22 protein-coding genes are annotated in these 23,203 nt (G+C 57.5%); 17 read left to right on the top strand and 5 right to left on the bottom strand.

The features are described from left to right. Positions 1–224 precede the first annotated feature (224 nt). The 8 genes from ABFT80_RS10225 (at position 225) to ABFT80_RS10190 (ending at position 8,050) form a co-directional block, all read left to right on the top strand. Complete coding sequence (locus ABFT80_RS10225) at positions 225–1,082, top strand: ABC transporter permease subunit (protein ID WP_347971792.1); 858 nt, start codon at positions 225–227, stop codon at positions 1,080–1,082. Then, positions 1,079–1,786: an ABC transporter ATP-binding protein gene (locus tag ABFT80_RS10220; RefSeq protein ID WP_347971791.1), complete on the top strand. Its 708-nt coding sequence runs from the start codon at positions 1,079–1,081 to the stop codon at positions 1,784–1,786. The genes ABFT80_RS10225 and ABFT80_RS10220 overlap by 4 nt, the downstream gene beginning before the upstream one ends. A gap of 80 nt (positions 1,787–1,866) precedes the next feature. Further along, on the top strand, positions 1,867–2,874 hold the full coding sequence (locus ABFT80_RS10215; RefSeq protein WP_347971790.1) for an NrtA/SsuA/CpmA family ABC transporter substrate-binding protein: 1,008 nt from the start codon (positions 1,867–1,869) through the stop codon (positions 2,872–2,874). Positions 2,875–2,939: 65 nt separating this feature from the next. Then, on the top strand, positions 2,940–4,304 hold the full coding sequence (locus tag ABFT80_RS10210) for an NtaA/DmoA family FMN-dependent monooxygenase (protein ID WP_347971789.1): 1,365 nt from the start codon (positions 2,940–2,942) through the stop codon (positions 4,302–4,304). Positions 4,305–4,315: 11 nt separating this feature from the next. Next, positions 4,316–5,566, top strand: a complete 1,251-nt coding sequence (locus ABFT80_RS10205; RefSeq protein ID WP_347971788.1) for an acyl-CoA dehydrogenase family protein — start codon at positions 4,316–4,318, stop codon at positions 5,564–5,566. 27 nt (positions 5,567–5,593) lie between these two features. Beyond that, positions 5,594–7,159: a rhodanese-like domain-containing protein gene (locus ABFT80_RS10200; protein WP_347971787.1), complete on the top strand. Its 1,566-nt coding sequence runs from the start codon at positions 5,594–5,596 to the stop codon at positions 7,157–7,159. Positions 7,160–7,266: 107 nt separating this feature from the next. After that, entirely contained in the window at positions 7,267–7,695 is a 429-nt protein-coding gene (locus ABFT80_RS10195) for a MerR family transcriptional regulator (protein ID WP_347971786.1), read from the top strand. Continuing rightward, on the top strand, positions 7,631–8,050 hold the full coding sequence (locus ABFT80_RS10190) for a carboxymuconolactone decarboxylase family protein (RefSeq protein ID WP_347971785.1): 420 nt from the start codon (positions 7,631–7,633) through the stop codon (positions 8,048–8,050). Before ABFT80_RS10195 ends, ABFT80_RS10190 begins: the two co-directional genes overlap by 65 nt. Positions 8,051–8,111: 61 nt before the next feature. Here the strand turns inward: ABFT80_RS10190 and ABFT80_RS10185 are convergent, their stop codons facing one another. The 4 genes from ABFT80_RS10185 to ABFT80_RS10170 form a co-directional block, all read right to left on the bottom strand. Next, a complete protein-coding gene (locus tag ABFT80_RS10185; RefSeq protein WP_347971784.1) occupies positions 8,112–8,753 on the bottom strand; it encodes an invasion associated locus B family protein in 642 nt (213 codons plus the stop codon). A gap of 131 nt (positions 8,754–8,884) precedes the next feature. After that, positions 8,885–13,288 carry an autotransporter family protein gene (locus tag ABFT80_RS10180; protein ID WP_347971783.1) on the bottom strand — a complete coding sequence of 1,468 codons (4,404 nt, stop codon included), beginning with the start codon at positions 13,286–13,288 and terminating at the stop codon, positions 8,885–8,887. Between the two features lie 288 nt (positions 13,289–13,576). Further along, a complete protein-coding gene (locus tag ABFT80_RS10175) occupies positions 13,577–14,134 on the bottom strand; it encodes a hypothetical protein (RefSeq protein ID WP_347971782.1) in 558 nt (185 codons plus the stop codon). Next, complete coding sequence (locus tag ABFT80_RS10170; protein WP_347971781.1) at positions 14,125–14,466, bottom strand: hypothetical protein; 342 nt, start codon at positions 14,464–14,466, stop codon at positions 14,125–14,127. The genes ABFT80_RS10175 and ABFT80_RS10170 overlap by 10 nt, the downstream gene beginning before the upstream one ends. A 297-nt stretch (positions 14,467–14,763) precedes the next feature. Here ABFT80_RS10170 and ABFT80_RS10165 point away from each other — a divergent pair, with 297 nt between their 5' ends. The 9 genes from ABFT80_RS10165 to ABFT80_RS10125 all read left to right on the top strand — a co-directional run bounded on the left by ABFT80_RS10165 (position 14,764) and on the right by ABFT80_RS10125 (position 22,672). Then, on the top strand, positions 14,764–15,177 hold the full coding sequence (locus ABFT80_RS10165; RefSeq protein ID WP_347971780.1) for a molybdopterin-dependent oxidoreductase: 414 nt from the start codon (positions 14,764–14,766) through the stop codon (positions 15,175–15,177). After that, positions 15,174–16,952, top strand: a complete 1,779-nt coding sequence (locus ABFT80_RS10160) for a sensor histidine kinase (protein WP_347971779.1) — start codon at positions 15,174–15,176, stop codon at positions 16,950–16,952. The genes ABFT80_RS10165 and ABFT80_RS10160 overlap by 4 nt, the downstream gene beginning before the upstream one ends. After that, complete coding sequence (locus tag ABFT80_RS10155; protein WP_347971778.1) at positions 16,949–18,031, top strand: response regulator; 1,083 nt, start codon at positions 16,949–16,951, stop codon at positions 18,029–18,031. Before ABFT80_RS10160 ends, ABFT80_RS10155 begins: the two co-directional genes overlap by 4 nt. Before the next feature lie 188 nt (positions 18,032–18,219). Next, on the top strand, positions 18,220–18,951 hold the full coding sequence (locus ABFT80_RS10150) for an EAL domain-containing protein (protein ID WP_347971777.1): 732 nt from the start codon (positions 18,220–18,222) through the stop codon (positions 18,949–18,951). 205 nt (positions 18,952–19,156) lie between these two features. After that, a complete protein-coding gene (locus tag ABFT80_RS10145; RefSeq protein ID WP_347971776.1) occupies positions 19,157–19,804 on the top strand; it encodes a CDP-alcohol phosphatidyltransferase family protein in 648 nt (215 codons plus the stop codon). After that, positions 19,801–20,397: a lysophospholipid acyltransferase family protein gene (locus ABFT80_RS10140; protein ID WP_347971775.1), complete on the top strand. Its 597-nt coding sequence runs from the start codon at positions 19,801–19,803 to the stop codon at positions 20,395–20,397. The genes ABFT80_RS10145 and ABFT80_RS10140 overlap by 4 nt, the downstream gene beginning before the upstream one ends. Position 20,398: 1 nt before the next feature. Beyond that, positions 20,399–21,343 carry a phosphatidate cytidylyltransferase gene (locus ABFT80_RS10135; protein ID WP_347971774.1) on the top strand — a complete coding sequence of 315 codons (945 nt, stop codon included), beginning with the start codon at positions 20,399–20,401 and terminating at the stop codon, positions 21,341–21,343. An 85-nt stretch (positions 21,344–21,428) separates the two neighbouring features. Next, a complete protein-coding gene (locus ABFT80_RS10130) occupies positions 21,429–22,178 on the top strand; it encodes a cytochrome c oxidase assembly protein (RefSeq protein WP_347971773.1) in 750 nt (249 codons plus the stop codon). Beyond that, positions 22,178–22,672, top strand: a complete 495-nt coding sequence (locus tag ABFT80_RS10125; protein ID WP_347971772.1) for a CopD family protein — start codon at positions 22,178–22,180, stop codon at positions 22,670–22,672. Before ABFT80_RS10130 ends, ABFT80_RS10125 begins: the two co-directional genes overlap by 1 nt. Here the strand turns inward: ABFT80_RS10125 and ABFT80_RS10120 are convergent. Further along, entirely contained in the window at positions 22,653–23,153 is a 501-nt protein-coding gene (locus tag ABFT80_RS10120) for a DUF2231 domain-containing protein (RefSeq protein ID WP_347971771.1), read from the bottom strand. The genes ABFT80_RS10125 and ABFT80_RS10120 overlap by 20 nt on opposite strands. Between the last annotated feature and the right edge of the window lie 50 nt (positions 23,154–23,203).

Here is a 23,203-nt window from a genome sequence, read left to right as displayed (position 1 = left end):
ATGATCACTCCTACGATACCGCATCTGCGGCGCTGCTGGATTTAGGTACCCGGATCATTGGGTTCAGCGCAAGTTTCTTCCCTTTCCTTCGCGAAATTGAAAACAGCTTGCGGCGGAACAAAGATCAGTTTGTCTATAAAGTCTATCGAATATCAGGCTGGCGTCAGTCGGAAGGCAGGCGACCGCCCCGACGGGAATTTCCGCCGCGATTAGAGATAGCAGGCATGACAATTGAACTTTTAGAACACGTTGGTTCCTCAAAAACCAGATCGGAAAAGCGATCTGGAAGGGGCCGCAATGGCTCCCTGTCGGACTGGGAGTTACTCGCCATATCGTGGCTGGCTCCCGCGCTATTGGTCTTCGTGTGGGAGGTGCTTTCGCGCGCCGGCTATATCAATCCGCAGATCATGCCGGCTCCGAGCACTGTCTTGGCAACGGCCTCCAAGCTGATCGCCAATGGTACGCTCTTTGAACATATGGGTTACAGCCTGCTGCGCGCCATCGTCGGCTTCGTGATCGGTGGCAGCATCGGCTTTGGCCTCGGTATTCTGGTCGGCTTCTCGCGGCTTTCAGAAGCCGTGCTTGATCGATCGATTCAGATGATCCGGGCGATCCCCTTTCTTGCGCTTTTGCCACTCGTGATCATCTGGTTCGGCGTTGATGAGGCAGGCAAGATTTTCCTGGTAGCGCTCGGCGTCATGTTCCCGATTTATATCAATACGGTACTTGGGATACGTCAGGTGGATCCCAAGCTGCTGGAGCTTGCCAAAGTGACAGGTTTGGGTGTCCGCGAGCGGATTACAAAGATCATCTTGCCAGGCGCGATGCCATCAATTCTCACCGGAGTTCGTTATGCGCTGGCGGTGGCCTGGCTCGCGCTCGTCGTTGCCGAAACCATCGCGACCACGAAGGGCATCGGCTTTCTGGCTATGGATGCACGAGAGTTTCTTCAGACCAACGTCATCGTGCTGACCATTCTGATCTACGCGGCGATTGGTGTTGTGGCGGACAGCCTTGCGCGTGCATTGGAGCGCAGGCTGCTCTCCTGGCATCCGAACTATGCAAAGGGAGCGCGTCGATGAGTACCAATCGCGCTGCCGCCGTCACAGTTCACGGGCTTCGTCGCCAATATGGCGAGCGGGTGGTGATCGAGAATCTCGATCTGCGGATCGAGATTGGAGAATTCGTCGCAATGCTGGGCGAAAGCGGCTGCGGCAAGACCACCCTTCTTCGCGCCCTGGCAGGTCTCGATACTGTCGACGCCGGTCGGATCGACGGTCCGGCGCAGCCTGCGGTGGTCTTTCAGGAGCATCGACTGCTGCCCTGGGCGCCGCTTTGGCGCAATGTTGCCCTCGGTATGGAAACCCAGGAAGGCTTGGCGCGTGCACGCGCCGCCCTTCAGGAAGTTGGCCTTGGCGGTCGCGAGAATGATTGGCCGCGCAATCTTTCCGGCGGGCAGGCGCAGCGGGTCGCTCTCGCCAGGGCATTGGTTCGCGAACCCAAGCTTCTGCTTCTGGACGAGCCCTTTGCTGCGCTCGATGCACTGACCAGAATTAAGATGCATGAGCTGGTCAAGGAGCTTGTCGGCCTTCATCGGCCTGGCGTGCTGCTTGTCACCCATGACGTTGACGAGGCGATAGCCATATCCGACCGCATCCTCATCATGCGGGATGGCACGATCGCTGCGTCCTACGACGTGAAACAGAAGAGCAGAAACAGCTCGCCGGCCCTGCGCAAGAAACTATTGGGCGAGCTTGGTGTGGCGGCCCAGAACCGCGCCGCCTGACTCAAAGCCCATTCCCTATCCAGACCGCTTGCAGATTTTGCACGCAGTCGATCCGAAACTAGAGAGACTGGAGACGAAAAATGACCATCCCATCCCCGTTCCGGCTTAACCGGCGTAAACTGATCCAGGGTGCCGCGATCGCGCTTGGTGGAGCTGTCATGGCAAATTCCCGGCCGGGTAGCGCTCTTGCCCAGGGCACACGTAATACCGATACGGTTCGTCTTGGATGGGGTCGTGGCGGACTGCCGCTGATCGCCCGCGAACGAGGCGAATTCGAGAAAGCTCTCGCGACCCAGGACATCAAGGTCGAATGGGTTGGGCCATTCCCCAATCACGCACCCTCTTTGCAGGCGGTTGTCGGCGGCAGCGCGGATTTTGGCTTCTGGGGCAGCACCACTCCGGCACTCGCCGGGATTATTGCCGGCTCGTCGCTCGTCTTCACCAATTTCAATGTCTATAGCCCGCGCAGCACGGCCATCATCGTGAAGAAGGATTCCGGCATCGACTCGGTGGCTGATCTCGTCGGCAAGCGGGTTGCGGTCAACCGTTCGGGCCTTGGCGAGTTTCTCTTGGTCGCCGCGCTGGAAAAGAACGGTGTCAAGCGCGAGGCCGTGGAGTTTGTCTATCTGAATCCGCCGGATGCTTCTCCGGCTTTCGGGCAGGGCCGGGTCGATGCTTGGTCGATGTGGACACCTGCTGTCGATATTGCTCGCGAGCAGTATGATGCAAAAGACATCTTTTTCGAGGGCACGGATCTCGATTTCCTGATCGACTATTCGTCGCTGGTGACGCTTCGCGGTTTTGCGACAGATAACTCTGCCCTGGTGCGCGCCGTCATCGATGCCTACCATCAGGAAGGCCAATGGATCGACGAAAACTCTCTCGAATCGGAGACCATCGCGCAACGCGAGGGGCAGTATAGCGATCCTGTTCGGGATCATCTCGTTGGCTACGGCCGTAAAAACAAGTTCTACGAAGCAGATGATGCTGCATTCCTTACGGACTTCCAGAAAGCGGCGGACTGGCTTGCGGAGCGCTCGATTCTGCCACAGCGCGTCACCGTCGCAGACCACATCGTACGAGTCTGATCCTGAGAACGGACGCCTATGGGCGTCCGCTTCTCTCCTTCTTGAGGTTATCCGGAGTTTACGCAATGTCTGCTGCCAAACCCGTTCGTCTCGGTGTGAACGTTCTCGCGTCGGGACGCCACGACGCCGCCTGGAAAACCCTTCCTGACGCTGCCGGTCTATCGACCGACATCGACGCTTTCGTGCGCATCGCCAAAGTAGCCGAACGCGGCAAGATCGATGCTCTCTTTCTGGCCGATGGACCGGGGGGATTGGTGGAGGAAGCGCTGCATCGCCCGTGGCGGGCGCTCGACCCGATTGCTCTCCTGTCGGCGCTAAGCCAGGTGACTAGCCATATCGGTCTCGTGGCGACCACCTCGACGATTTTTGGTCACCCCTACGTCGTGGCACGCCAGATCGCCTCGCTCGACCATATCAGCAAAGGGCGTGCGGCCTGGAACATCATTACCAGCCAGACGCCCGTGGCGCTCGCCGCCTATGGCTTACAGAATGGCTTCAATCAGGAAGAGCGCTACCGGCGTGCGGCCGAATTCGCCGATATCGTCACTGGTTTATGGGATTCGCTCCCAGCCTCTGCGATCGTGGCCGATCATGACAGGAACATCTATGTCGATGAAACAGCAGTGCGTCCGATCGATGTGGACGGTCAGCATTTCCGTGTAAAAGGTGCGCTCTCCGCGCCTGTCGGCCCTCAGGGACGTCCTGTCATCTTTCAGGCCGGGCAGTCGGAAGACAGCAAAGCTTTTGGCGCGCGTTATGCCGATGCACTCTTCACCGGCCAGCGTATCATTGAAGCCGCCCGCAAGTCTTACGCCGATGTAAAGGCACTCGCCCGCGCAAACGGTCGTGATGCGGACCAGCTTCTGGTTATGCCGGGACTTTTCCCGGTAGTTGGCGCTACCGAAGAAGAAGCCAACAGGCGCAAGGCAGAACTCGATGCTGGACTTGATATCGACTTCCTTCATGCAGAGCTTGCGCGACATTTCGCGCTTGATCCAGATGATCTGCCGCTCGATGCCGGACTGCCATATGACAGGATCGAAGCCGCTGAATCACGGGTGCCGATAGCGTCGCGCTGGCCACGCAAGCAGATACTGTCGGAAGCGTCGCAGTATGGGTGGACGGTGCGGCAGGCTGCGCTCAGCAATATCATCGGGGGCCACAGGATGATCGTCGGTACGCCGGAGCGGATCGCCGGCGATATTCTTCATTGGGTGGACACTGGGGCAGCCGATGGGTTCAACCTCAACATCGACGTCCAGACAAGTGGCCTCGAAGACATTGTCGATCACGTCATCCCGCTTCTTCAAAAGGCGGGCCGCTTCCGCCTCGATTACTCCGGCCAAACGCTTCGGCATCATCTGGGCCTCGACCAATACGTAGACCCCCGCGATAGTGAACCGCTGTTGCGTACAGGATCCAGGGGTTGAGAGAGACAGCCATGCTGCAGATTACCCCTCTCGATGCTGTCGCCGTCACAGGGCCGGATTGGAGCCCGGTTGTCCGCCGTCTGGGTCTCGACACGCTTTTTGCCGAATTCGCGGATGGGGCTGCCGCCCGCGATGTGGCCAGGCAACCGATCTTCGAAGAAACCGCTGCCCTGAAGGCCCGCGGTTTCGGGGCCGTACGAATTGCGCCGGAAAGCGGTGGTCGCGGCATAACGCTGCCTGAGCTGTTCGCACTTGCACGCGATCTTGCATATGCAGATCCGAACATTGCTCATGTGTTCCGCAATCATTTCTTTGCGGTAGAACAGCATCTCAAGACACCGACGGACTCTTTTTCGAGTGATATCCTCGACCTTGCCGGACAAGGACGGATGTTCGGCGTTGCCTTTTCCGAGGCGGGTAAGGGGCCTGCTGGTGGCCGCGGACAAATTCCGGGCGCTACCCTGAACTGGTCGGAAGCAGACGGTGTTTATCGCGTGTCCGGCAAGAAGATTTACAGCACCGGCAATTTGTACGCCGACCATCTTTTTGCCTCGGCGGTAGACGGTCGCACCGGCAAGGTAATGCAGTTCTTCGTTTCGACTGCCGCGCCGGGTGTGAAGCTGGATGATGACTGGGACGGGTTCGGACAAAAGCTGACCGGTTCGGGAACGACTATCTTCGATGAGGTGGAGGTTCGTCCGAAGGATCTTTTCGAGCAGCCGCAGCCCGGCGCGAATGAACCCTATCTCTATGGTTACACCTTCCATCAGATTTATCTCACGACAGTCATTTCCGGCATCGTCACGCGAATTCTGCAGGACGCGCTGGATCTTGTGCGGGCTCGCGGGCGCAATTTCTACCACGCTCTTGCCGAGCGCCCCGCCGACGAACCTGAGATCCAGGCCGTGATCGGGAGGATCGCCGCCTATCGCGCGGCAATCCTCGCTGTCGTTGACCGCGCTATTGCGGCGCTCGATCTTGCCTGGGCGAATGCGCAGACAAGCGATGCCGAGGCCCTTTCTATCGCAGCGAGTATCGCTGCGGCGGAGGCGAAAGTTGTAACCGATGAGGTGGCGGCTAATCTTGCCGGGCTTCTGCTCGACGTTGCCAGCGGAAGCGCTGTATCGACAGAAAAGGCGCTGGATCGTCACTGGCGCAACCTGAAGGTGATCGCTGCCCACAATCCGCGCATTTACAAAGAGCGGGTTCTCGGCGACCACTATCTGAATGGTACGCCGCCGCCGACAGGTGCCTTCTTCTAATTGCGTAAAAATGACCATAGGATCACGATGACCAAGACAATCACAGCGCGTGAACTGCGTTCTTTCTGGCTCGAGGGGCGCGAGATTGCGCTATTTGACGTGCGTGAGGAGGGACCTTTCGCCGATGCTCACCCGCTTTTCGCAGTCAGCCTGCCGGTCAGTGAGATCGAGTCCAAGCTACCTCCTCTGGTGCCGAGACTGTCGGCTCCGATCGTCGTTTATGACAATGGTGAAGGCTTTGCGATCCGGGCAGAAAAACGAATAGCGGCTCTCGGCTATAGTGATGTCGCGATCCTTGAAGGCGGCCTTTCAGCCTATGCAAAGGTTGGTGAGGTCTACCGCGACGTCAACGTACCTTCAAAGGCGTTTGGCGAACTGGTCGAGTCTATCCGTCACACGCCTTCGCTTCCTGCAAGTGAAGCGAAACGTATCCTCGATACCGAGCAGGACGTCGTTGTGGTGGATGCACGCCGCTTCGAGGAATTTAACACGATGAGCATTCCGCGTGGCCAAAGTCTGCCGGGCGGGGAACTTGTCTATCGCATTCACGATATTGCACCATCTCCCGACACGCTGATCATCGTGAATTGCGCGGGGCGCACCCGCAGCATCATCGGCACGCAAAGCCTTCTCAACGCGGGCGTTCCGAACAGGGTGGTGGCATTGCGCAACGGCACGATCGGCTGGACGCTTGAAGGCTTGGAATTGAACACACGGCAAACTGCGCGTGTTTCAACTCCAACAGCTGAGGCGCGTGCTCGTGCGCGCGAACGTGCCAGCCGATGGGCGCAGCATGTCGGCGTTCCAACAATCGATGCGGCAGAGCTTGCCCGGTTCCGCGCAGAAGCAGAAGAGCGTACGCTTTATACGCTCGACGTGCGTGATCCTGTCGAGTTTGCGCAAGATCATCCAGCCGGTTTCGCTTCTGCGCCGGGCGGACAGTTGGTTCAGGCCACCGACGAATGGCTGGGAGTTCGCGGTGCACGGGTCGTGCTCTATGACGATGACGGGGTGAGAGCTCGTATGGCGGCATCATGGCTGCTTCAGATGGGATGGGATGTGTCGGTTCTTTCCGAAGATGCGGAACTGCCCGGCTCCTTTCCACAACCCCGGTCCACGCAATCGAATCTTCCCGAAGGACCTTCCGTCTCGGTCTCGGAACTGCAAGCACTTGCTGACGCGACTGTCGTCGATCTTGCACGCAGTCCTGCCTACGGCAAAGGCCACATCCCTGGCGCATGGCTCGTATCGGGGCCTGAACTGGCGCGCGACCTTGCGCAGTTGCCGGGAGCGGGTCCGATTGTCTTGACCTCGCCTGACGGCCGGGTTGCTGCCGCCAATTTATCCGAGGCAAAATCGGCAGTTACAAGAGAGATATTGTTGCTTGCAGGCGGCACAGCGGCATGGACGGAAGCGGGTCTTGCACTGGAAACAGAGCCGCAATGGCTGTCCGAGCCGACGGATGTCTATAAGCGGCCTTACGAAGGCACTGATAATGCGCGCGCCAATATGCAAGGCTATATCGACTGGGAGCTGCAACTCGTCGCACAGCTCGCCAATGATGGCATCGCCAGCTTTCGAGTGGTACGATAGATTTGCGCGACGCGCTTAATTTGCGATGAGCCAATAATATTTGGCGCTTGACTTAGAGTGCACTCAAAGACCTAGCCTCCGTTTCGTCGTGACGAATGAGAGTAGCTATGAAGATTGGTGAACTGGCGAAACGCTCGGGATTGTCTGCGCATACAATTCGCTATTATGAGCGGATCGGGCTGCTTCCCTATGCTGACCGCGATCGCTCGAGCCAGCGTGACTATGATGCTTCGATCCTCACCTGGATCGCGTTTCTCGGACGCCTGAAGGCGACCGGGATGCCAATCCGGGAAATGCTGCATTATGCAGCATTGAGGGAAGCGGGGCCGGTCACAGAAGCCGCGCGTATGGAACTGCTTGAACGGCATCGCGAACGCGTGCGTTCGACCATCACTGAACTTCAAGCCTCACTTGTCGTCCTCGACACCAAGATTGCCGGATACTCCGGCTCTCAAACGAGGATGAAGGAATATGACGCAGATTTACCCGAATACCGGCGAAAGCCGATTGGAGCGCGGCAAGCGCGCGCTCGCTGAAATTGATGGTCATGCTGGCGAGAAAGTGGTTTCCGCGCTGGCCGATATAGCCCCCGATTTCGCGACCTACCTCCTGGAATTTCCTTTTGGTGATATCTACAGCCGCCCTGGCCTTGATCTCAAGTCGAGGGAGATCGCAACGATAGCCGCGCTGACCGCAATGGGAAATGCCGCCCCCCAACTCAAGGTTCACATCGCGGCGGGACTGAATGTAGGCCTGACATGCGACGAAATCGTCGAAATCATCATGCAGATGGCCGTTTATGCCGGTTTTCCTGCGGCTTTGAACGGGTTGTTTGCGGCCAGGGAGGTCTTCCAGAGTCCGGCCGTGGCGAACAAGGAGCAGGCAGCATGAGCCGGGCTTTTTACACCGTTGTTGCGAGTGTCGGCTCTGCTTGTGAGCGATCTAACGCCACCTACTGACTGAGAGCCAGGGTGCGGTCGAGCGCCGACGAAAAGCCTTTCAGAGAAACGGAGAAGCTGACGGGCTGGTCGTTTTCTGAAGGCGTTGCAGTGATCTGCAGGGAGGTACCGTTTCGCATGGCTGCAACAAGATTTTCTTTCAGCTCGAGCGCGACGACGCATCCTACAGGGAGGCAGGTCCGAAAGCGCAAACTGATTGCATCGGCAGCCTCGTCTACCGTTATCGATACGCCAGCGTCCAGCGCCAGACCGAATGGAAGAACCACTGCACCATTTGCCTTTCCGGAAGCATCGGCGCTTAGCTCAATGGCTAAAACGCGTTGGCGTGTTTTCGGATCGGCCTGCTGCTGTGACATCACGCATCGTTTGTCGACGCCCTGTGCCGCACAGGAGACCTGCCAATCTTGATAGGATTCCTTTAACGACGAGGCGCCTCCCGGTAAGCTGGACTGTGCCATGTCCGCCTGAGCCAACAATACGGGATGCTTCCCGGCCTTTGGATCGACTGGCGATATAGGTTCGCTGCGGGCAAAAGCGAAAGCTTGGGGCGACGATAGGCCGGAGTGTGCCAGTGCAATTGCTGCGACTGCCATCGGGCCAATCGCGAGCAGCGTTCTGACGCTCGGAAGCTTCATTAAATAACCTCGTTGTTTGGTAGCTGCCGCGCAGTGGGCGGACCAGATTCTGAACGCCGTTAAGGGTGCTTCTGCTATGGCCTTGTCGGCCCTGACCGGCCCCGCAGCGGGCGAGGCCGGTGCTGTCGTTTCTAAAACTTCAGATTGAGGTTTGCCTTTACGGTTTGATCCTGCGTTCCGGATGCAAATTGCCCGTTGTAGGAAACACCGAGGGTCGCTGCCTGCGAAATTGCAAAATCGAAACCCGCTTCAACTAGGGCGACATCCTTGCCGATCGGCACGCCCGCGATGGTGAAGGCTTCACCTCCGTTGAAGGCATGGACCGCCGTCGGCTTGGTGTCGCCAAAAACATGCCGCCAGCCAAGCATGCCGCGTGCAGTTGCGTGGGTGGTGCCGAGTGTAAAGCCATGAGCGGCGCGAAGCCCAAGCGTGGTGAAGGTGGCGTCTGTCGCCTGGCTGGCGCTGGTGAGGGCGGCCGACCCGCCGGTTTCGGTGAAGCCTCCGGTGCGCAGGTTCACATGAGCCAGATTGGTGAAAGGTTCGAGGCTTGTGCCGGCTGCGACATCGAAACGATAGCCGAGTTCACTGAAGGCCTGGAAGGTGCCCCCGTGATAGGATCCTTTAAGGGTCTCGGAGAAGCCCGGAAAAACGACCGAGCGGGACGTGTCGAAATCATGCCAAGAATAGGCGAGACCTGAACGGAAGGCGACTTTGCCCCACTGCGTGCCTCCATAGAGGCCGAGATGATAATTGTCGCTCGATCCCGATGAGGAACGATCGGGCAGCGAGTAGCTCGTATGGCTGTATCCGGTCAGGAGACCGACACGCCAATCGGCTAGAAAAGCATCGCCGCCGATCAGCAGGCCACCGGTGTCGCGGGAGAAGCGCGCAGCATTGCCATCGCCATCCCAATGGCCCCAGGAGCCAAAGGCCTGGGTCCAGAGTGCAAAAGTATCGGTGTCTGCCAGAGCGAACTCGGTGCCGACTGCGCCATATGCCATCACTGGGGGAGCAGCGAGGGTTGCATCGCCGAAGGCGGCACGGATGCGGTTGGTTGCGGCGTCACGGATGAAACGGCTGTCAGACAGCAACGCCGTCTTTGCCGACGCGTGGAGTTCGCCCGAAAGCTGGTCGAATGCGCGCGCGGCGCTGCCTTCGCTGCCAAGACCGGTGATCGCGTCGTAAACCTTGTTGCCCGCACCGAGACCTTCGGCGCTCTTGGCTGTCGCGCATTGGTTGCGGGTGGTCGCGACGTCGCAGAAGGCAACATTGTTGCGGCTTACGTCGAGGTAGACATTTATTGCGTCATAGTCGAGGCCGAGCGTAAGGAACGGCATGGCGTGGTCGAGTTCGGCATATGTGCCGGCTACTCCGCCGTCAGCGGTCAGGATGGTATAGCGAACATCGCTTCCGTAACTGCCGCCGAGATTTTCCACCCGCACCGTGCCGCCTTCAAGAACGGCCTCACCGGAAACGTCGATCAGGTCCGCTTCGCCTTCCGGGTTGACCTCCACAAGATAGGTGCTGCCCGCTGCCTGGGTAAAGTTGCCATTGACCGTAAGCGTGCCGATCGAATTACCGGGGGAGACGGTCGCGCCGGAACCGATATAGGTCGTGCCGACCGTACCGTTGCCGCCGAGAATGGTTCCTGTTCCCATCGAGAGAGAACCGCCGAGTTTACCCTCCACGAGCAGCCCGCCGCTTGTCACCGAGGTCTGGCCGGTGAATGCCGAACTATCTTCGGTTAGGCGCAGAAAATTGTCGTTGCCGGTGGCGATCTGGAACGAACCTGAACCCGCAACGGTGCCGCGATAGGTTCCACTTGCGTTCTGCGCGAAGCGCATGAATGCATCGTCTGTTATCGAGACATTACCGCCGAAGAGGTCGGTGCGGGAAATCAGCCCGCCGCTTTCGATGGACCAATCCAGCGCGTTGCGGCCAGCAAGGGTCAATTCTCCGTCACCTCGCTTCGCCATTGTGCCGCGGCCTGCGATTTGACCGTCGAATACAGCGTTCGATGCCTGATCGAACACGACATGCCCGTTGCTCGCGATATTGTTTTTGATGCTGTTCGTATTGCCCACCAACGTGCCAGCCCGCACGATCGTGTCGCCGCGATAGCTGTTCTGTCCGGTCAGGATGAGCGTACCGAGATCGTCTTTGACGAGCGCACCGTCTCCACGCAGTTGTGAAGCTATGGTAGCTGTATAGTCTGCACCTGCCCGCGATCCATCGCCAACGCGGATGATTGTCTCTTCCGCGCCGAGTGTGATCGCACCGCCCTGAATGCGATAGCCGTCTGCCGCGAACTGCATTCCCGTCACCGAGATGTCGCCGCTGCCATTATCCACAGTCACAGTGCCTGCGGTGCCCTGGAAAACGGCGAAGCGACCGCCCCAGCTATCATTGATGTCGCCATTGGTGCGGGTCCAGTTGGTCGTACCGCTGCGCCAAGTACCATTGCCGCCGGAAATGGCTCCGTCCGCAACGGTGTTGGCGCCGTCCCAGAACTGGACATTCGGGCGCGGATCGGGACCAGGCCCCGGCTCGTTGCCGCCAACGACGACATTGACCTGCTTGTCGATGGCCGTCTGAATTTCGACGTCGTCGATGTCGAATTCGCTGCCTTCCGGCATGGAGGCAACGTCCAGGCCGTTATCGGTCAGCAGACCCCCATAGTTGAACAGCCGGTAGACACCTTCGCCCATCCGGCCAATGCCGTCATCGCGGAGATGCAGACGCCCATCCAGCGTAAGATCGCCGAGAACTTCGAAAAATGCCTGATCGCCTGGTTCATCGACCAGTATCTCGATATCGGAAGCATCGCTAAGCGTGAGACTTCCCATTGTCAGCGTCTGGTCGTAGCGCCCAAGCAAACGCCCGCCATCGGCGATCACGACATCGCCGTCGATGGTACCCGATCCGGTTATCGTTCCGCCGAATTCCGCTCTGGTATCGCCGCCGTAGCGACCGTCGAACGACAGCGCGCCTTCGCGAACGACGGCCTGAGGGACGTTTTCGCTGATGCCCGACAGGCTGATCGTGCCTTGCCCGACTTTGATGATCTCAAGGCCCCGATTGCCGTTAATCGTGCCGGCAAGCGTGCTGAAGCCGTTGTTCTGGAGCGTCAGTTGAGACGCAACGTTTATATCGTTCGAAATGGTTACGCCGTTCGAGATTTCGAGGACGTTGTGGCCGTTCGGCGGCCGGTTGAAATTGACCGATCCCGTCCCGAATGATTGGTTTCTAGCCGCAAGAACTCTTCCGCCATTGATGAATGTGCCGCCGGTGAAACTCGAACCGGTAATCAGTTCGAGTGAACCGGTGCCTTCCTTTACCAACATACCATCGCCGGAAATTATGTCGCGAAACTCGGAATTACCGCCAAATAGCCCCACGGTGAGCCTTGTGCCACTGTCGAGGACGGTTCGACCGTTGGCGACCACACGATCGATGACCTCGCTTTGCGCGAGCCGAAGCGTGCCAAATGCTCCGACTGTCAGTGTGGAGTTGTCGGCAATCGCACCTTGACCACCGGCACTGTCAACAACGAGCGTTCCGTACTGAATGCCCGTTCCGCCTGTGTAGGTGTTCTGGCCGGTCAACGTAAGTGTTCCATAGCCGTACTTGATCAGCTCCCCCCCGGAAATATTACCGCTAAGCGTTGCAGAGCGACCAGCGTCGACATTGAACATCGCGCCCGCATTGCCAGTGATGATCATGTCGTTAGCGACGGAAATGCTCTCGTCGGTCAGGCGGAAAGCCAAACTTGCAGCGGAGGCCCCGTTCGACGTGAACTCAATCGCGCCGGTCCCGAGCGCGTCGGCGTGTGACATCTCAATGATGCCGTAACTAATCTCCGTACCACCTGAGTAGGTGCTTAACCCGCCTGCACGAAGGGTGTCACTTCCCGTTTTGCGTAATTTGAGCACGCCTGCACCATCGTGTAGTGTGCCGTTTATGTTTCCTCCGGTGAGGGACAAGGTAGCAACAGAACCGGCGACATTGTTGAGAACAACGCCTGCCGCGAGAGGCGTAAGAGCACCCAACCAGTAAATATGCTGATCAACGCCGGCCAGATCGAGGATACCGTTATAGTTGACATAGAAACGCGTGCCTGACTGACTGAAATAATTGCGTGCTATGTCATTACCAAAGCGCACGGTGCCGCTATTGATATATACGGTTCCTATCGGGTTCTGCCCGTCGCCTCGTGAGATGATGCTTTCAGGAGTGAATATGACAGTTCCCTCGTTACCCGCGGCCTGAGACCCGAAATAGAGCCCGCTGCCAGGTCCTAATGACATGTTGCCGGTATAGGTGCCGGTAACGCCCTGAGCAGCCTGCAGATAGAAGCCGGAAGAGTTAGGGATGACTACTTCGCCGCTATATGTGCTGGTCGTTGTATATCGATGATAGTTTTGCGCATGCGCGGAAGCCAGCGGCACCAACGCCCCGACAAGCGCCGTTGCACAAAGCAGGCGGCTTTTTCTGGAGAATGAAGCGGAACGATAAAGACGGCAAATATCGGTCATGAATTGCTCTCGAATGCAGATGAGTCAGATGCGCGGTGCGGCGCGGTCAAAGCCGCTTCCGGCGCTTCGGTGTGCAGGATAGGTTTCAGGTGACGGATGGGGGCCGCGTTCGAAAGCGATGCGGATGGGACCGTCGCGACGGATCGGTGATTTCGATTTATAGCTAGTCAGTGAATCGCGCATTTGCCGACAACCCGGTTAAACTTCGACCGGCTTTATCAACGCGACATCCACTGCGCCCCATGTGAAAATAGGGGGCGTAGCGGAAAGTAATGCATCGGGTTGGATTCAGCGTTGAAATGCGAGTTTGCGAAGCCGCGACTCATAGGGGCTGACGACAGCCGCATACTTCGCGCCACGTTTTCGAAACTGTTCGAACGAGTTCGTCTGATCGCGCCAAGCATTGGTGGCTTCCTGCTTCTGCTCGTCCGTCAACTCGACCAAGGCGTCGATTTTCTGAACGAATTCCTCGAACATCTGATCGAATTCAGATGAAGGGATAGAAGCCAAAAAACCGAGCATGGTCTGATCGAACGCGTCTTTCCATGTCTCGCGGGTAAAGCCGGCGGCGGCTATCCGCTGCGATGTCTCATCGTCGATCTGGTACCATTCTTCCGCGGCCTCCTCATCGTAGTAGACCGTGTCTCCGGTTTCCGACGTGAGTTCTTCGAGAACGACGACGACTGCCTGGGCCTCCCTGACACTCAGTGCGGCGGCCGGTGTTACGAGAAAACCGGAAGCTGCCATGAAAACAGTCAAGGTCGAGGTAAGCAGCCATCCGCGTGGCGACCTGTTATCGATACGGTGAGGTTCGCTTCTCTGTCCGATTGTTCTGATCAATAGCATTCGCTTTGTACTCCCGCCCGCGCCTTGGCCGATTGGCTGGTAGCCACGACATTGCCAGCGGTAGAGGCGACGTGGCTCGCAACCATGCCGCCGCGGCCGCCAAAGCCGCCCAGGCTTCCGACCATGCCAAGCGCTCCGCCAAGCATCGCGGCATTCGACTGAGCCTGTATTGCATCTCGGCAGGCGTCTTCTTTCTTGGCTGCTGTCTTCTGAGTTCCGGCTCGGGCGACAGCGGATTTTCCGGTATTTGTTGCGGAAGGGGCAGTCCCTTCCGCTGTTTGACTACACCCGGCCACGGCCAGGCAAAGCATTACGATCAATGCGGTTTTCATGATTTTTCCTAAAGAAGTTGTGAGTATCTGGCATCTGTCGAAGCGCCCATAAATCACGATGCAAGCCGCTGCCCCCGTCGTTCAGAGGGGGTGAGAAAAGATTCGTGGATTTAGATTGGATCGCAACTGATCCCATTCACCAGAATCGAAAGACAAGCTGAAATGAGGCGAGTTCTACGCCAGAAAGAATTCGGCATTTGCCGACGACTTGCCAATTCTCTGTTGGTTATATTGCTGACAGTCTTCCTGGCACAAAGTGCAACCGCTCAAAGTTCTTGCCAGCCACTCGGGCCTGTATTGCTGACGTTGACCGGGAATTTGGGGATCGATAGTTGCCAAGGCGTGGCAGTCTTCGATGAGAAGATGCTGATGTCACTGCCGCAACACCAGATCGAGACAACCACCCCGTGGACCGAAGGGCGCATGCGCTTCGAAGGCATCTTGCTAAGTGATCTGCTCCGTCGTGTTGGCGCAGCGAATGCAAAGACGCTTCTGGTAAAGGCCCTGAACGACTATCAGGTCGAAATTCCAGCGTCAGACGCAGCTGAATTCGGTGTTTTACTGGCCATTCGAATGAACGGCGTGCGGCTATCGCCCCGTGACAAAGGACCTATCTGGGTCGTCTATCCCCGCGACTCTATTCCCAGAATTCAAGATGAGCGCTACGATCATCGGTGGGTTTGGCAGTTGAATAGAATTGAGGTTCGATGAGCGGGACGGTGGGGAAGCGGGCTGTCTATGCATTTACTCTGATCGCCGTGGTGACTTTTGCATTACTTCTGGCGTTCGCATTGCAGCGGCTTGTTCAAACGGAAAAAGACTTGTCCAGTGGAGTTAACGAAAATCTTCTCTGGGCGCTTGCGCAGGCGCAATATGAAGAACAGCGCCTCGTGCTTGAAGCGTATGCATGGAACAAGAGTAATAAAGCCGCTGAAGATTCAGAAAGACTTCGCCACCAACTCGACATCGTCTTCAGCCGCCTCGCAATACTCTCCGAAGGATCGTTAGGCCGAGGGCTCACGACTGCCATTGGAAGCGAGGTCGTCGCGGCAGGACATAAAAATCTTCAGTCATTTGAAGGCGGGGTGCAAACACTGATTGCTTCACGATCTGCGATCCCGCAAGAAATGCTGGAAAGATTGCTGCTGGATGCGGCCGCTTTCAGATCCGCTTCCAATGAGATCATGATCAAGGAGCGCGACACCGTCGCAGAGCGGCGCGATCAGTACAGATACCTTCTCCTGGAAGCGATCGTTGCAGTTCTGCTCATTCTTGGCTGTGGTGTCTTCATCGTTGTTCGCCTTATGACGAGCTTGCGTTCTGCGGCCAAGGCCGAGGACGCGCTAAGGCGCGATCGCGACTTCTCGCGACTTTTGCTGGAATCGAGCGGTGACGGAGTGGTGGCCTTCGACAGGGACTTTCGCTGCACGCACTGGAACCCGGCCTTGGGAAAGATGTTTCCTGTCCTTGAAGGCACCGGCGCCGTCGGCCGCCTGATACCGGAAGCGTACCGTCTTTCCGACGATCACATCATGATGAAAATGATGCGCGAGACGCTTCAGGGCATAAGCCTGCATATGCCGGCCCATGCCATTCCTGGCGGCAAACGTTATGTGGAGAAATTCACCCATCCGATCATGTCGGGCGATACGATCATCGGTGGGATTCTCTTTTTTCGCGACGTTACCGATGCACATTTGGCCCGGTTGGAAATTGTCCAGCATCGTGACCAACTGGAAACGATCGTTCGGGAACGGACAAAAGACCTGGAAGAGTCCCTCAAGCGGGAAACCGATCTGCGTGAGCTCTATAAGGGCTTCGTTTCAATGGTATCGCATCAGTTTCGGACGCCGCTTTCCATTGTCGATTCCAGTGCTCAACGGATGATCCGCCGCGGCAAGGAAATGGATGAGAGCGAAATACATGAGCGTGCGGGCAAGATCCGCGCAGCGGCTCTGCGGTTGACACGCCTCGTATCGAGCACCTTGAACGCTGCGAAAGTGGACGCGGGACAGATCGATGTCGCCATGCGCCGCTGCGATCTGGGCAAGCTGGTGATCGAGGCTTGCGAACGGCAGAAAGAAACAGCACCAGATCGCAAATTTCGTCTAAAGCTCAACGGCTTGCCCCCATTGGTGTCGTGCGATCCGCTTCTGGTCGACCAAGTGATCGCCAATCTTCTTTCAAACGCCATCAAATACTCGGCCGCACCTGACCCGGTGGACGTATCAGCCTATGTCGGTCGACAGTGGATTCGCCTCAAGGTTTGTGACCGCGGCGTTGGTATTCCTGAGGAAGAACGTCCGAAACTGTTCGAGAGGTTCTTTCGTGCCTCGACATCGGCCGGCGTGGAGGGGACAGGCATCGGATTGCACGTCGCGCGCACGATCGCGCGCCTGCATGGCGGTGACGTCGAAGTCCAGCCACGCAAGGGCGGCGGCTCATCCTTCATACTCAGCATTCCCAGAGAGGAGATAGCGGCATGACGATGTTGGAGCCGGTCGAAGCGTCGGATGAAATACCTTCTCACACCGCGGTCATCCTTTACGTTGAAGACGAGATCGATCTTCGAGCAGATATCGCGGAAGAACTGACCGCGGCGGGCTACGACGTCATCCAGGCAGGGAATGGCCGCGAGGCGCTCGAGAAGATCGCGTCGGTGCGGCCCGACCTGATCCTGTGTGATATTACAATGCCGGAGGTCGGCGGCTATGAACTTATGGCAAGATTGCGAAGTGATATGCCCGATCTCGCGGAAGTGCCCTTTATCTTTCTTACCGCGCTGGCCGACCGCTCGGAAGTTCTTAACGGGAAAAATTCAGGTGCTGATGATTATCTCGTCAAGCCGGTAGACTTCGATGATCTACTGGCAACGATCAAGTCACGTCTGCGGCTGGTCGATCGGGTTCGCAAATCTCTGCTCAAGGGGCTGGAGCGCGAACAACATCGGATTATCGAACAAGCGGTCAGAGAAGGGGAAGTGACGCTCGCTGCTCTTGCTGCCGCGCTAGACAGGCTTTCGATCGGCATCTTTCTGCTCGCTGAAACTGGTGAAGTTCGCATGACCAACGAGGCCGGACGCCGATTGGCCGAGCAGGCCGATGGATTGGCGGTTACACCCACAGGCTTGCTCGCCCGATCGCCAAATTCCGCGCAGTCAATCAGAACCGCGCTTGCCTCCGTTCTTCGCGACGTCGGATCGTCGCAGACACTGGCCCTTGAGCGGAATGAAGGTCATCCGCTCGTGTTGCAACTATCTTCGCTCAACTTGCCGGGCAGCAATTCGCGTCATGCCGTCGCGCTCGTGATTGATCCTGATATGCGAACCGATATCTCCCCTACAATCTTGGCTTCGCTTTTTGGCTGCACCACTGCGGAGGCAAGGTTGGCTGCCGCGCTGGTCGCGGGAAAACGGCTGGAGGAAATAGGCGAGGAGTTTGGTGTCAAACAAACGACGATTACCTTTCATCTTCAGAATTTGTTTCAGAAGACGCACACGCACAGACAAGCAGATCTCGTTGCTTTGCTGATCCGCGCTACAATCCCGCTCTCGCTGCAAGCATAATTTGTCCGAGTGGAATGAAAGATGCTCTCCCATATGTTCGTCGGGGGTGGGAGCAGGCTGGTGGCGCTAACACCGTCCCTCGCAATATGGGAACGCCATCCCGGTAGTCAGCCCAACTGAGAACAGATCGTGCGGGGCAGGGCCGTTTGCCGAAGCTGCGGTCAACATTTGCTAGGCGACAATCGTTCATGGAAGTGAATCTCGACAATGAATGGCAGAGTTACGAATTTGCCATCGCCTTCCAACCCATCGTTGACGTGACACGGTGGGGCCGGCCCTATGCCCATGAGGCATTGGTGCGTGGCGCGAATGGCGAAAGTGCTGCATCAGTCATTGCGCATGCACGAACTGGAAATTTCAGCGCGTTCGATGCCGCCTGCCGAAACCGGGCTGTGGAGGTGGCACAATCGTTGGATATCCCCGCACGCCTCAGTCTCAACGTCACATCCGCTGCGATTGGTGATGAACATTATGGATTGCATTCGACTACGGGTGCCGCTCGTATGGCGGGGCTTGCCGAAAACCGGCTCATTTTTGAAATATCCGAACAAGAGCCCATTATAAATTTTCGCGGCGCGCGCCGCTGGTTTTCCGAGTGCCGGGATCGCGGTGCTTTGATTGCCTTTGATGATTTCGGGTCCGGCTACAATGGCCTCAACACTCTCATCGAATTAAAGCCCGATATCCTCAAACTCGACATGGGGCTGATAAGAGGCATCGATTCAGATTTGGTCCGACAGATGATTGTTACGAGCGCAATCGATGTCTGCAGCCGACTTTCTGTCACGCTTATTGCAGAAGGCGTGGAAACTTCGTTGGAGATGTCCACGCTGCGCGACATCGGCATCAATCTTATGCAAGGGTATTTGTTTGGCAGGCCCGAAATCAATCGCCTGCCGTTTTCAGGCCTTTTCTTTTGATTTGCGAGGTCTGAATCCATCGTATTGGCGTTCGATGGACGTTGACTCTCTGCGGAATTTCTCTTAGCTCGAAGCCTGGAAAATACAATAAAATCAACATCTTGATTTTTTAGCTGTATTGATTGCATTATGCACATCGCTCAGGCTTCATTTGCAATGAGGACCACGGTGCGGCGTATTCATATTAGTAGGGTGGGGCAGAGCGATGGACGATCGTCTCGATAAGGCCAGCGAGGATCGCAGGCCGCTTGCTTCGCGCGGCACGCGCTGGGCGCAAGGTCTTGCGCAATTTCTCTCCCGCAGCTCAGCCACACCCAACGGCATCTCGCTGACAGGCGTTGTTTTTGCCGCAATCGGCGGGCTGGCTTTCGCCTATGCGCCGCAAATGCCGTGGCTGTTTCTGGTTGGCGCCTTGTTCGTTCAGTTGCGTCTGCTGTGCAATCTTCTGGACGGCATGGTTGCGGTGGAGGGCGGCAAGGGATCGCCGACCGGCGCGCTGTACAACGAAATTCCAGACCGCTTCGAAGACAGCTTTCTGCTGATCGGCTTCGGTTATGCAGCGGGGCTGCCGGAGCTGGGTTTCACAGCGGCTCTTCTTGCCGTTCTCACTGCCTATCTCCGCGCGTTCGGCGCTGCGCTAGGTCTAGGACAGGATTTTCGCGGGCCGATGGCAAAGCCGCAGCGCATGGCGGCGCTGACGATTGGCGCGGTGATCGCCTTCCTCGAAGTAACCCTGTTTCAATCGCTGTTCAGCGCGCAAATAATCCTTGGCATTGTGGTCATCGGAACTGTCGTAACGGTCTTTCGCCGCATTGCGCGCATGATGGACCGGATGAAGGAAGGCGCGCGATGATCGACGATATTCTTGTCGGGCTTGCACGGTTTCTTGTCGGCGGACGGCCCGAATGGGTCGGCACCAAACCGTCGCGCAGACAGCGGATTTACTTCGCAAATCATGGCAGCCATCTCGATACGGTTCTGCTTTGGGCCGCGATGCCAAAACAGCTTCGCGCGACCACGCATCCGGTCGCGGCTGCCGATTATTGGGGCAAGGACCGTCTGCGCCGGGCGATTTCCATCGGCCTGCTGAATTCGGTTCTGGTCGATCGCAGCGTCGGTGCCTCGGCAAAGGAAAAGCTTTTGCCGCTCGAAGAAGAATTGCGGCGCGGGCATTCGCTGATCATTTTCCCGGAAGGCACGCGCGGCAGCGAGAAGCTTCCGGGGCCTTTCAAATCCGGCCTTTACTGGCTGGCATCGCAGTTTCCAGATGCGGAGCTTGTGCCGGTCTATCTGCAAAATCTGTCGCGAGCGTTTCCGCGCGGTGCATTCCTGCCGATCCCGATCTCGTGTCATGTCCGCTTCGGCAAGCCGCTGCATCTGGAATCGGGTGAGGAGAAGGACGCGTTTCTGACACGCGCGCGTGCGGCGCTTGTGGAGCTCGCGTAACGTGGACAGCACGCTTCTCATTCTCTTTGCCGGATTGGTGACGATCCTCATCACCGCATCGCTGGTAGGCTATTATTTGCAAAGCCGCGCCACAACGCCGGAAGGCCGCGCGACGGTCGAAAATCTCAACGAGCGCATTCGCGCCTGGTGGATGATGGTCGCGATTTTTGCGGTCGCGTTCACCTTCGGCAAGGTGGTGACGCTGGTGCTTTTCGCGCTGACCTCGTTCTACTGCCTGCGCGAATTTGTATCGCTGACGCCGACGCGACCGGCAGATCACACCGCACTTGCCTTCGCATTCTACGTGTTTCTGCCACTGCAATATGTGCTGATCGGCATCGACTGGCAGGCGCTTTTTTCGGTCACGATCCCGGTTTACGCGTTTCTGCTCCTGCCTGTTCTCGCAGTTCTGAAACATGAAACGGAAGAGTTCCTGACGCGCACCGCCAAGGTTCAATGGGCCTTGATGCTGACGGTCTATTGCATCAGCCATGCGCCTGCGCTGCTGCTGTTAAAGATACCGGGTTTCGAAGGGCGCAACGTGCTTCTGCTGTTCTTCCTCATCGCGATCGTGCAGGCGAGCGACGTGTTCCAGTATATTTTCGGAAAGCTGTTCGGCCGCCACAAGATCGCGCCGGTCGTGAGCCCCAATAAAACATGGGAAGGTTTTCTCGGCGGTGGCGCGGCGGCAACGCTTCTCGGTGCCGGGCTTTACTGGATCACGCCGTTCACGCCATTGCAGGCGGCAGGCATGGCGGCGGCAATCGTGCTGGCGGGATTCTGCGGCGGGCTGGTTCTGTCGGCAGTCAAACGCTCGATGGGCGCGAAGGATTGGGGACACATGATCGAGGGCCATGGCGGGGCGCTCGATCGCATGGACAGCGTGACTTACGCCGCGCCACTGTTCTTCCACCTGACCAACTATTTTTTCGTGCCGTTTGTGTGAGAATTAGCACGTTTCGCGCTATGGTCTTTTTGGCCTCGTGTCCTAGACTCTGATTTATGAGTTTTGAATTGAGGGCGCAGCGATAATGGCAGGGGAGACAATACCTTATTGTGGCCCCGCACCGACCCCGGACACCGTCTGGACGAGCTGGAATTTCGACCCGTTTGTAATTGCAGCGCTTCTGGCGCTCATTGGAATTTATTCCGCTTACGGGTTGAAGGGCCGCGCCTCCAATCTGAGATTTTCGGCGGCGATTATCCTGCTCGTCGTGATTTTTATTTCTCCTCTCTGCGCATTGAGTTCAGCACTATTTTCCGCCCGCGTTTTCCATCACATGCTTCTGGTGGGGGTTGCAGCGCCTCTACTTGCAAGCGTATTTGCGGAAACGCGATCGGGTGCGTCGCGCTTTCCGGTGATGGTGTTCGTTCTGCACACGGCGATGATCTGGCTGTGGCACACACCTGAGCCTTATGCCTTCGCGCTGTCGGGCACTTTGCCATACTGGCTGATGGAATTGTCGCTGCTCTTTTCGGGCATTGCGATGTGGCGCGCGATCCTGAATTCGCAAACCGGCATGGGAACGGTCATGTCGTTGCTACTGGGCAGTATCATTCAGATGGGCATGCTCGGCGCGCTGCTTACATTCGCGACGCAGCCGCTGTTCGAACAGCATTTCGCGACCACGATGGCGTTCGGCCTGTCGCCGCTTTCCGATCAGCAATTGGCGGGCCTGCTGATGTGGGTTCCCGCGGCACTTCCCTATGTTCTGTTTGCCATTTTGCGCTTCGCCAGCTTTCTTGGAAATGGGTCCGGGATGGAACGAGCGAAGCCTTGATGGTCTGGCTGAAATTCATCCATATCGCAGCGATCTGCATTTGGTGCGGCGGCTTGATCTGCCTGCCGGGACTATATGTTCAGCGCGCACATACGCGCAAAAAGGAGCAGATATTCCGCCTGCAGGGGCTGGTTCGTTTCGCCTATGTGGGGATCGTATCCCCAGCGGCGTTCGTCGCAGTCGCCAGCGGTACCGGACTCATCTTCCTGCAGCGGACGTTCGTGCCGTGGTTTTCACTGAAGCTTGGCTTCGTCGGCCTGCTTGTTGCCCTGCACATATTGACCGGACTGGTCATCATCAGGCTGTTCGAAAGGGGCAGCGTCTATCCGGTCTGGCGCTTCATCGCGGTGACGATCGTGACGGTCGGCGTTGTCTCCGCAATTCTCATCGTCGTTCTGGCAAAGCCCGATCTGGAAAGCATCTTTCCACATGCAATGAGCGAGCCGGGTGCGCTTCGCCGCCTTGTCGGGGAGTTCATCCCTTGGGTGAGATGACGAGGCCAATCCCATGATCGAAAACAAGTTTGCCACCGTGCCAGCCTGCAAGACCAGTGAAAATGCTGGCAAGCAGGGAGAGCAGAAGCCCGTGCGGCAGGATCGCCGTGGGGTCGACGAGGCGCAGGCCCCAATTCGTGCCGGCAATCGCAATGAGTGTGATTGCGGCGATGGCGTGGGTCCAGCTTGCGACACGGATACGAATGCCCCTTACCAGCAGAAGTTCGGCAGTGCCGACGAGACCGGCACCGACGCCGGTTGCGAACGCAAAGCCCGACGACCAGATGCCGACGCGTACCCAGAATGGATCGCCGCTCCACCAATAAAAGACGTCGACGGCGAGCGTGCCTATGACCAGCGCAATCGGGAAGTGAACGCTCATCGCGTGGATCGGGTGACCGGCGACCGCAATGGCAGATTCCGTTTCTTCCTCGATCACCTCTTCGATAACAGGATTTCCACGGTCACGCGTCTCGTTCATAAAACCTCGCTTTCGATGCGTGGAACCCTCAAGCAAGCCATCCGGTTCCA

The sequence above is a fragment of the Foliimonas ilicis genome, assembly GCF_039939195.1.
Classification (GTDB): domain Bacteria; phylum Pseudomonadota; class Alphaproteobacteria; order Rhizobiales; family Rhizobiaceae; genus Foliimonas; species Foliimonas ilicis.
This window is presented reverse-complemented; position numbering and strand designations above follow the sequence as displayed.

Excerpts from the sequence above, each read along its gene's own strand:
- ABFT80_RS10225 (WP_347971792.1), top strand. The coding sequence starts at position 225 with ATGACAATTGAACTTTTAGAACACGTTGGTTCCTCAAAAACCAGATCG.
- ABFT80_RS10220 (WP_347971791.1), top strand. The coding sequence starts at position 1,079 with ATGAGTACCAATCGCGCTGCCGCCGTCACAGTTCACGGGCTTCGTCGC.
- ABFT80_RS10215 (WP_347971790.1), top strand. The coding sequence starts at position 1,867 with ATGACCATCCCATCCCCGTTCCGGCTTAACCGGCGTAAACTGATCCAG.
- ABFT80_RS10210 (WP_347971789.1), top strand. The coding sequence starts at position 2,940 with ATGTCTGCTGCCAAACCCGTTCGTCTCGGTGTGAACGTTCTCGCGTCG.
- ABFT80_RS10205 (WP_347971788.1), top strand. The coding sequence starts at position 4,316 with ATGCTGCAGATTACCCCTCTCGATGCTGTCGCCGTCACAGGGCCGGAT.
- ABFT80_RS10200 (WP_347971787.1), top strand. The coding sequence starts at position 5,594 with ATGACCAAGACAATCACAGCGCGTGAACTGCGTTCTTTCTGGCTCGAG.
- ABFT80_RS10195 (WP_347971786.1), top strand. The coding sequence starts at position 7,267 with ATGAAGATTGGTGAACTGGCGAAACGCTCGGGATTGTCTGCGCATACA.
- ABFT80_RS10190 (WP_347971785.1), top strand. The coding sequence starts at position 7,631 with ATGACGCAGATTTACCCGAATACCGGCGAAAGCCGATTGGAGCGCGGC.
- ABFT80_RS10185 (WP_347971784.1), bottom strand. The coding sequence starts at position 8,753 with ATGAAGCTTCCGAGCGTCAGAACGCTGCTCGCGATTGGCCCGATGGCA.
- ABFT80_RS10180 (WP_347971783.1), bottom strand. The coding sequence starts at position 13,288 with ATGACCGATATTTGCCGTCTTTATCGTTCCGCTTCATTCTCCAGAAAA.
- ABFT80_RS10175 (WP_347971782.1), bottom strand. The coding sequence starts at position 14,134 with ATGCTATTGATCAGAACAATCGGACAGAGAAGCGAACCTCACCGTATC.
- ABFT80_RS10170 (WP_347971781.1), bottom strand. The coding sequence starts at position 14,466 with ATGAAAACCGCATTGATCGTAATGCTTTGCCTGGCCGTGGCCGGGTGT.
- ABFT80_RS10160 (WP_347971779.1), top strand. The coding sequence starts at position 15,174 with ATGAGCGGGACGGTGGGGAAGCGGGCTGTCTATGCATTTACTCTGATC.
- ABFT80_RS10155 (WP_347971778.1), top strand. The coding sequence starts at position 16,949 with ATGACGATGTTGGAGCCGGTCGAAGCGTCGGATGAAATACCTTCTCAC.
- ABFT80_RS10150 (WP_347971777.1), top strand. The coding sequence starts at position 18,220 with ATGGAAGTGAATCTCGACAATGAATGGCAGAGTTACGAATTTGCCATC.
- ABFT80_RS10145 (WP_347971776.1), top strand. The coding sequence starts at position 19,157 with ATGGACGATCGTCTCGATAAGGCCAGCGAGGATCGCAGGCCGCTTGCT.
- ABFT80_RS10140 (WP_347971775.1), top strand. The coding sequence starts at position 19,801 with ATGATCGACGATATTCTTGTCGGGCTTGCACGGTTTCTTGTCGGCGGA.
- ABFT80_RS10130 (WP_347971773.1), top strand. The coding sequence starts at position 21,429 with ATGGCAGGGGAGACAATACCTTATTGTGGCCCCGCACCGACCCCGGAC.
- ABFT80_RS10125 (WP_347971772.1), top strand. The coding sequence starts at position 22,178 with ATGGTCTGGCTGAAATTCATCCATATCGCAGCGATCTGCATTTGGTGC.
- ABFT80_RS10120 (WP_347971771.1), bottom strand. The coding sequence starts at position 23,153 with ATGAACGAGACGCGTGACCGTGGAAATCCTGTTATCGAAGAGGTGATC.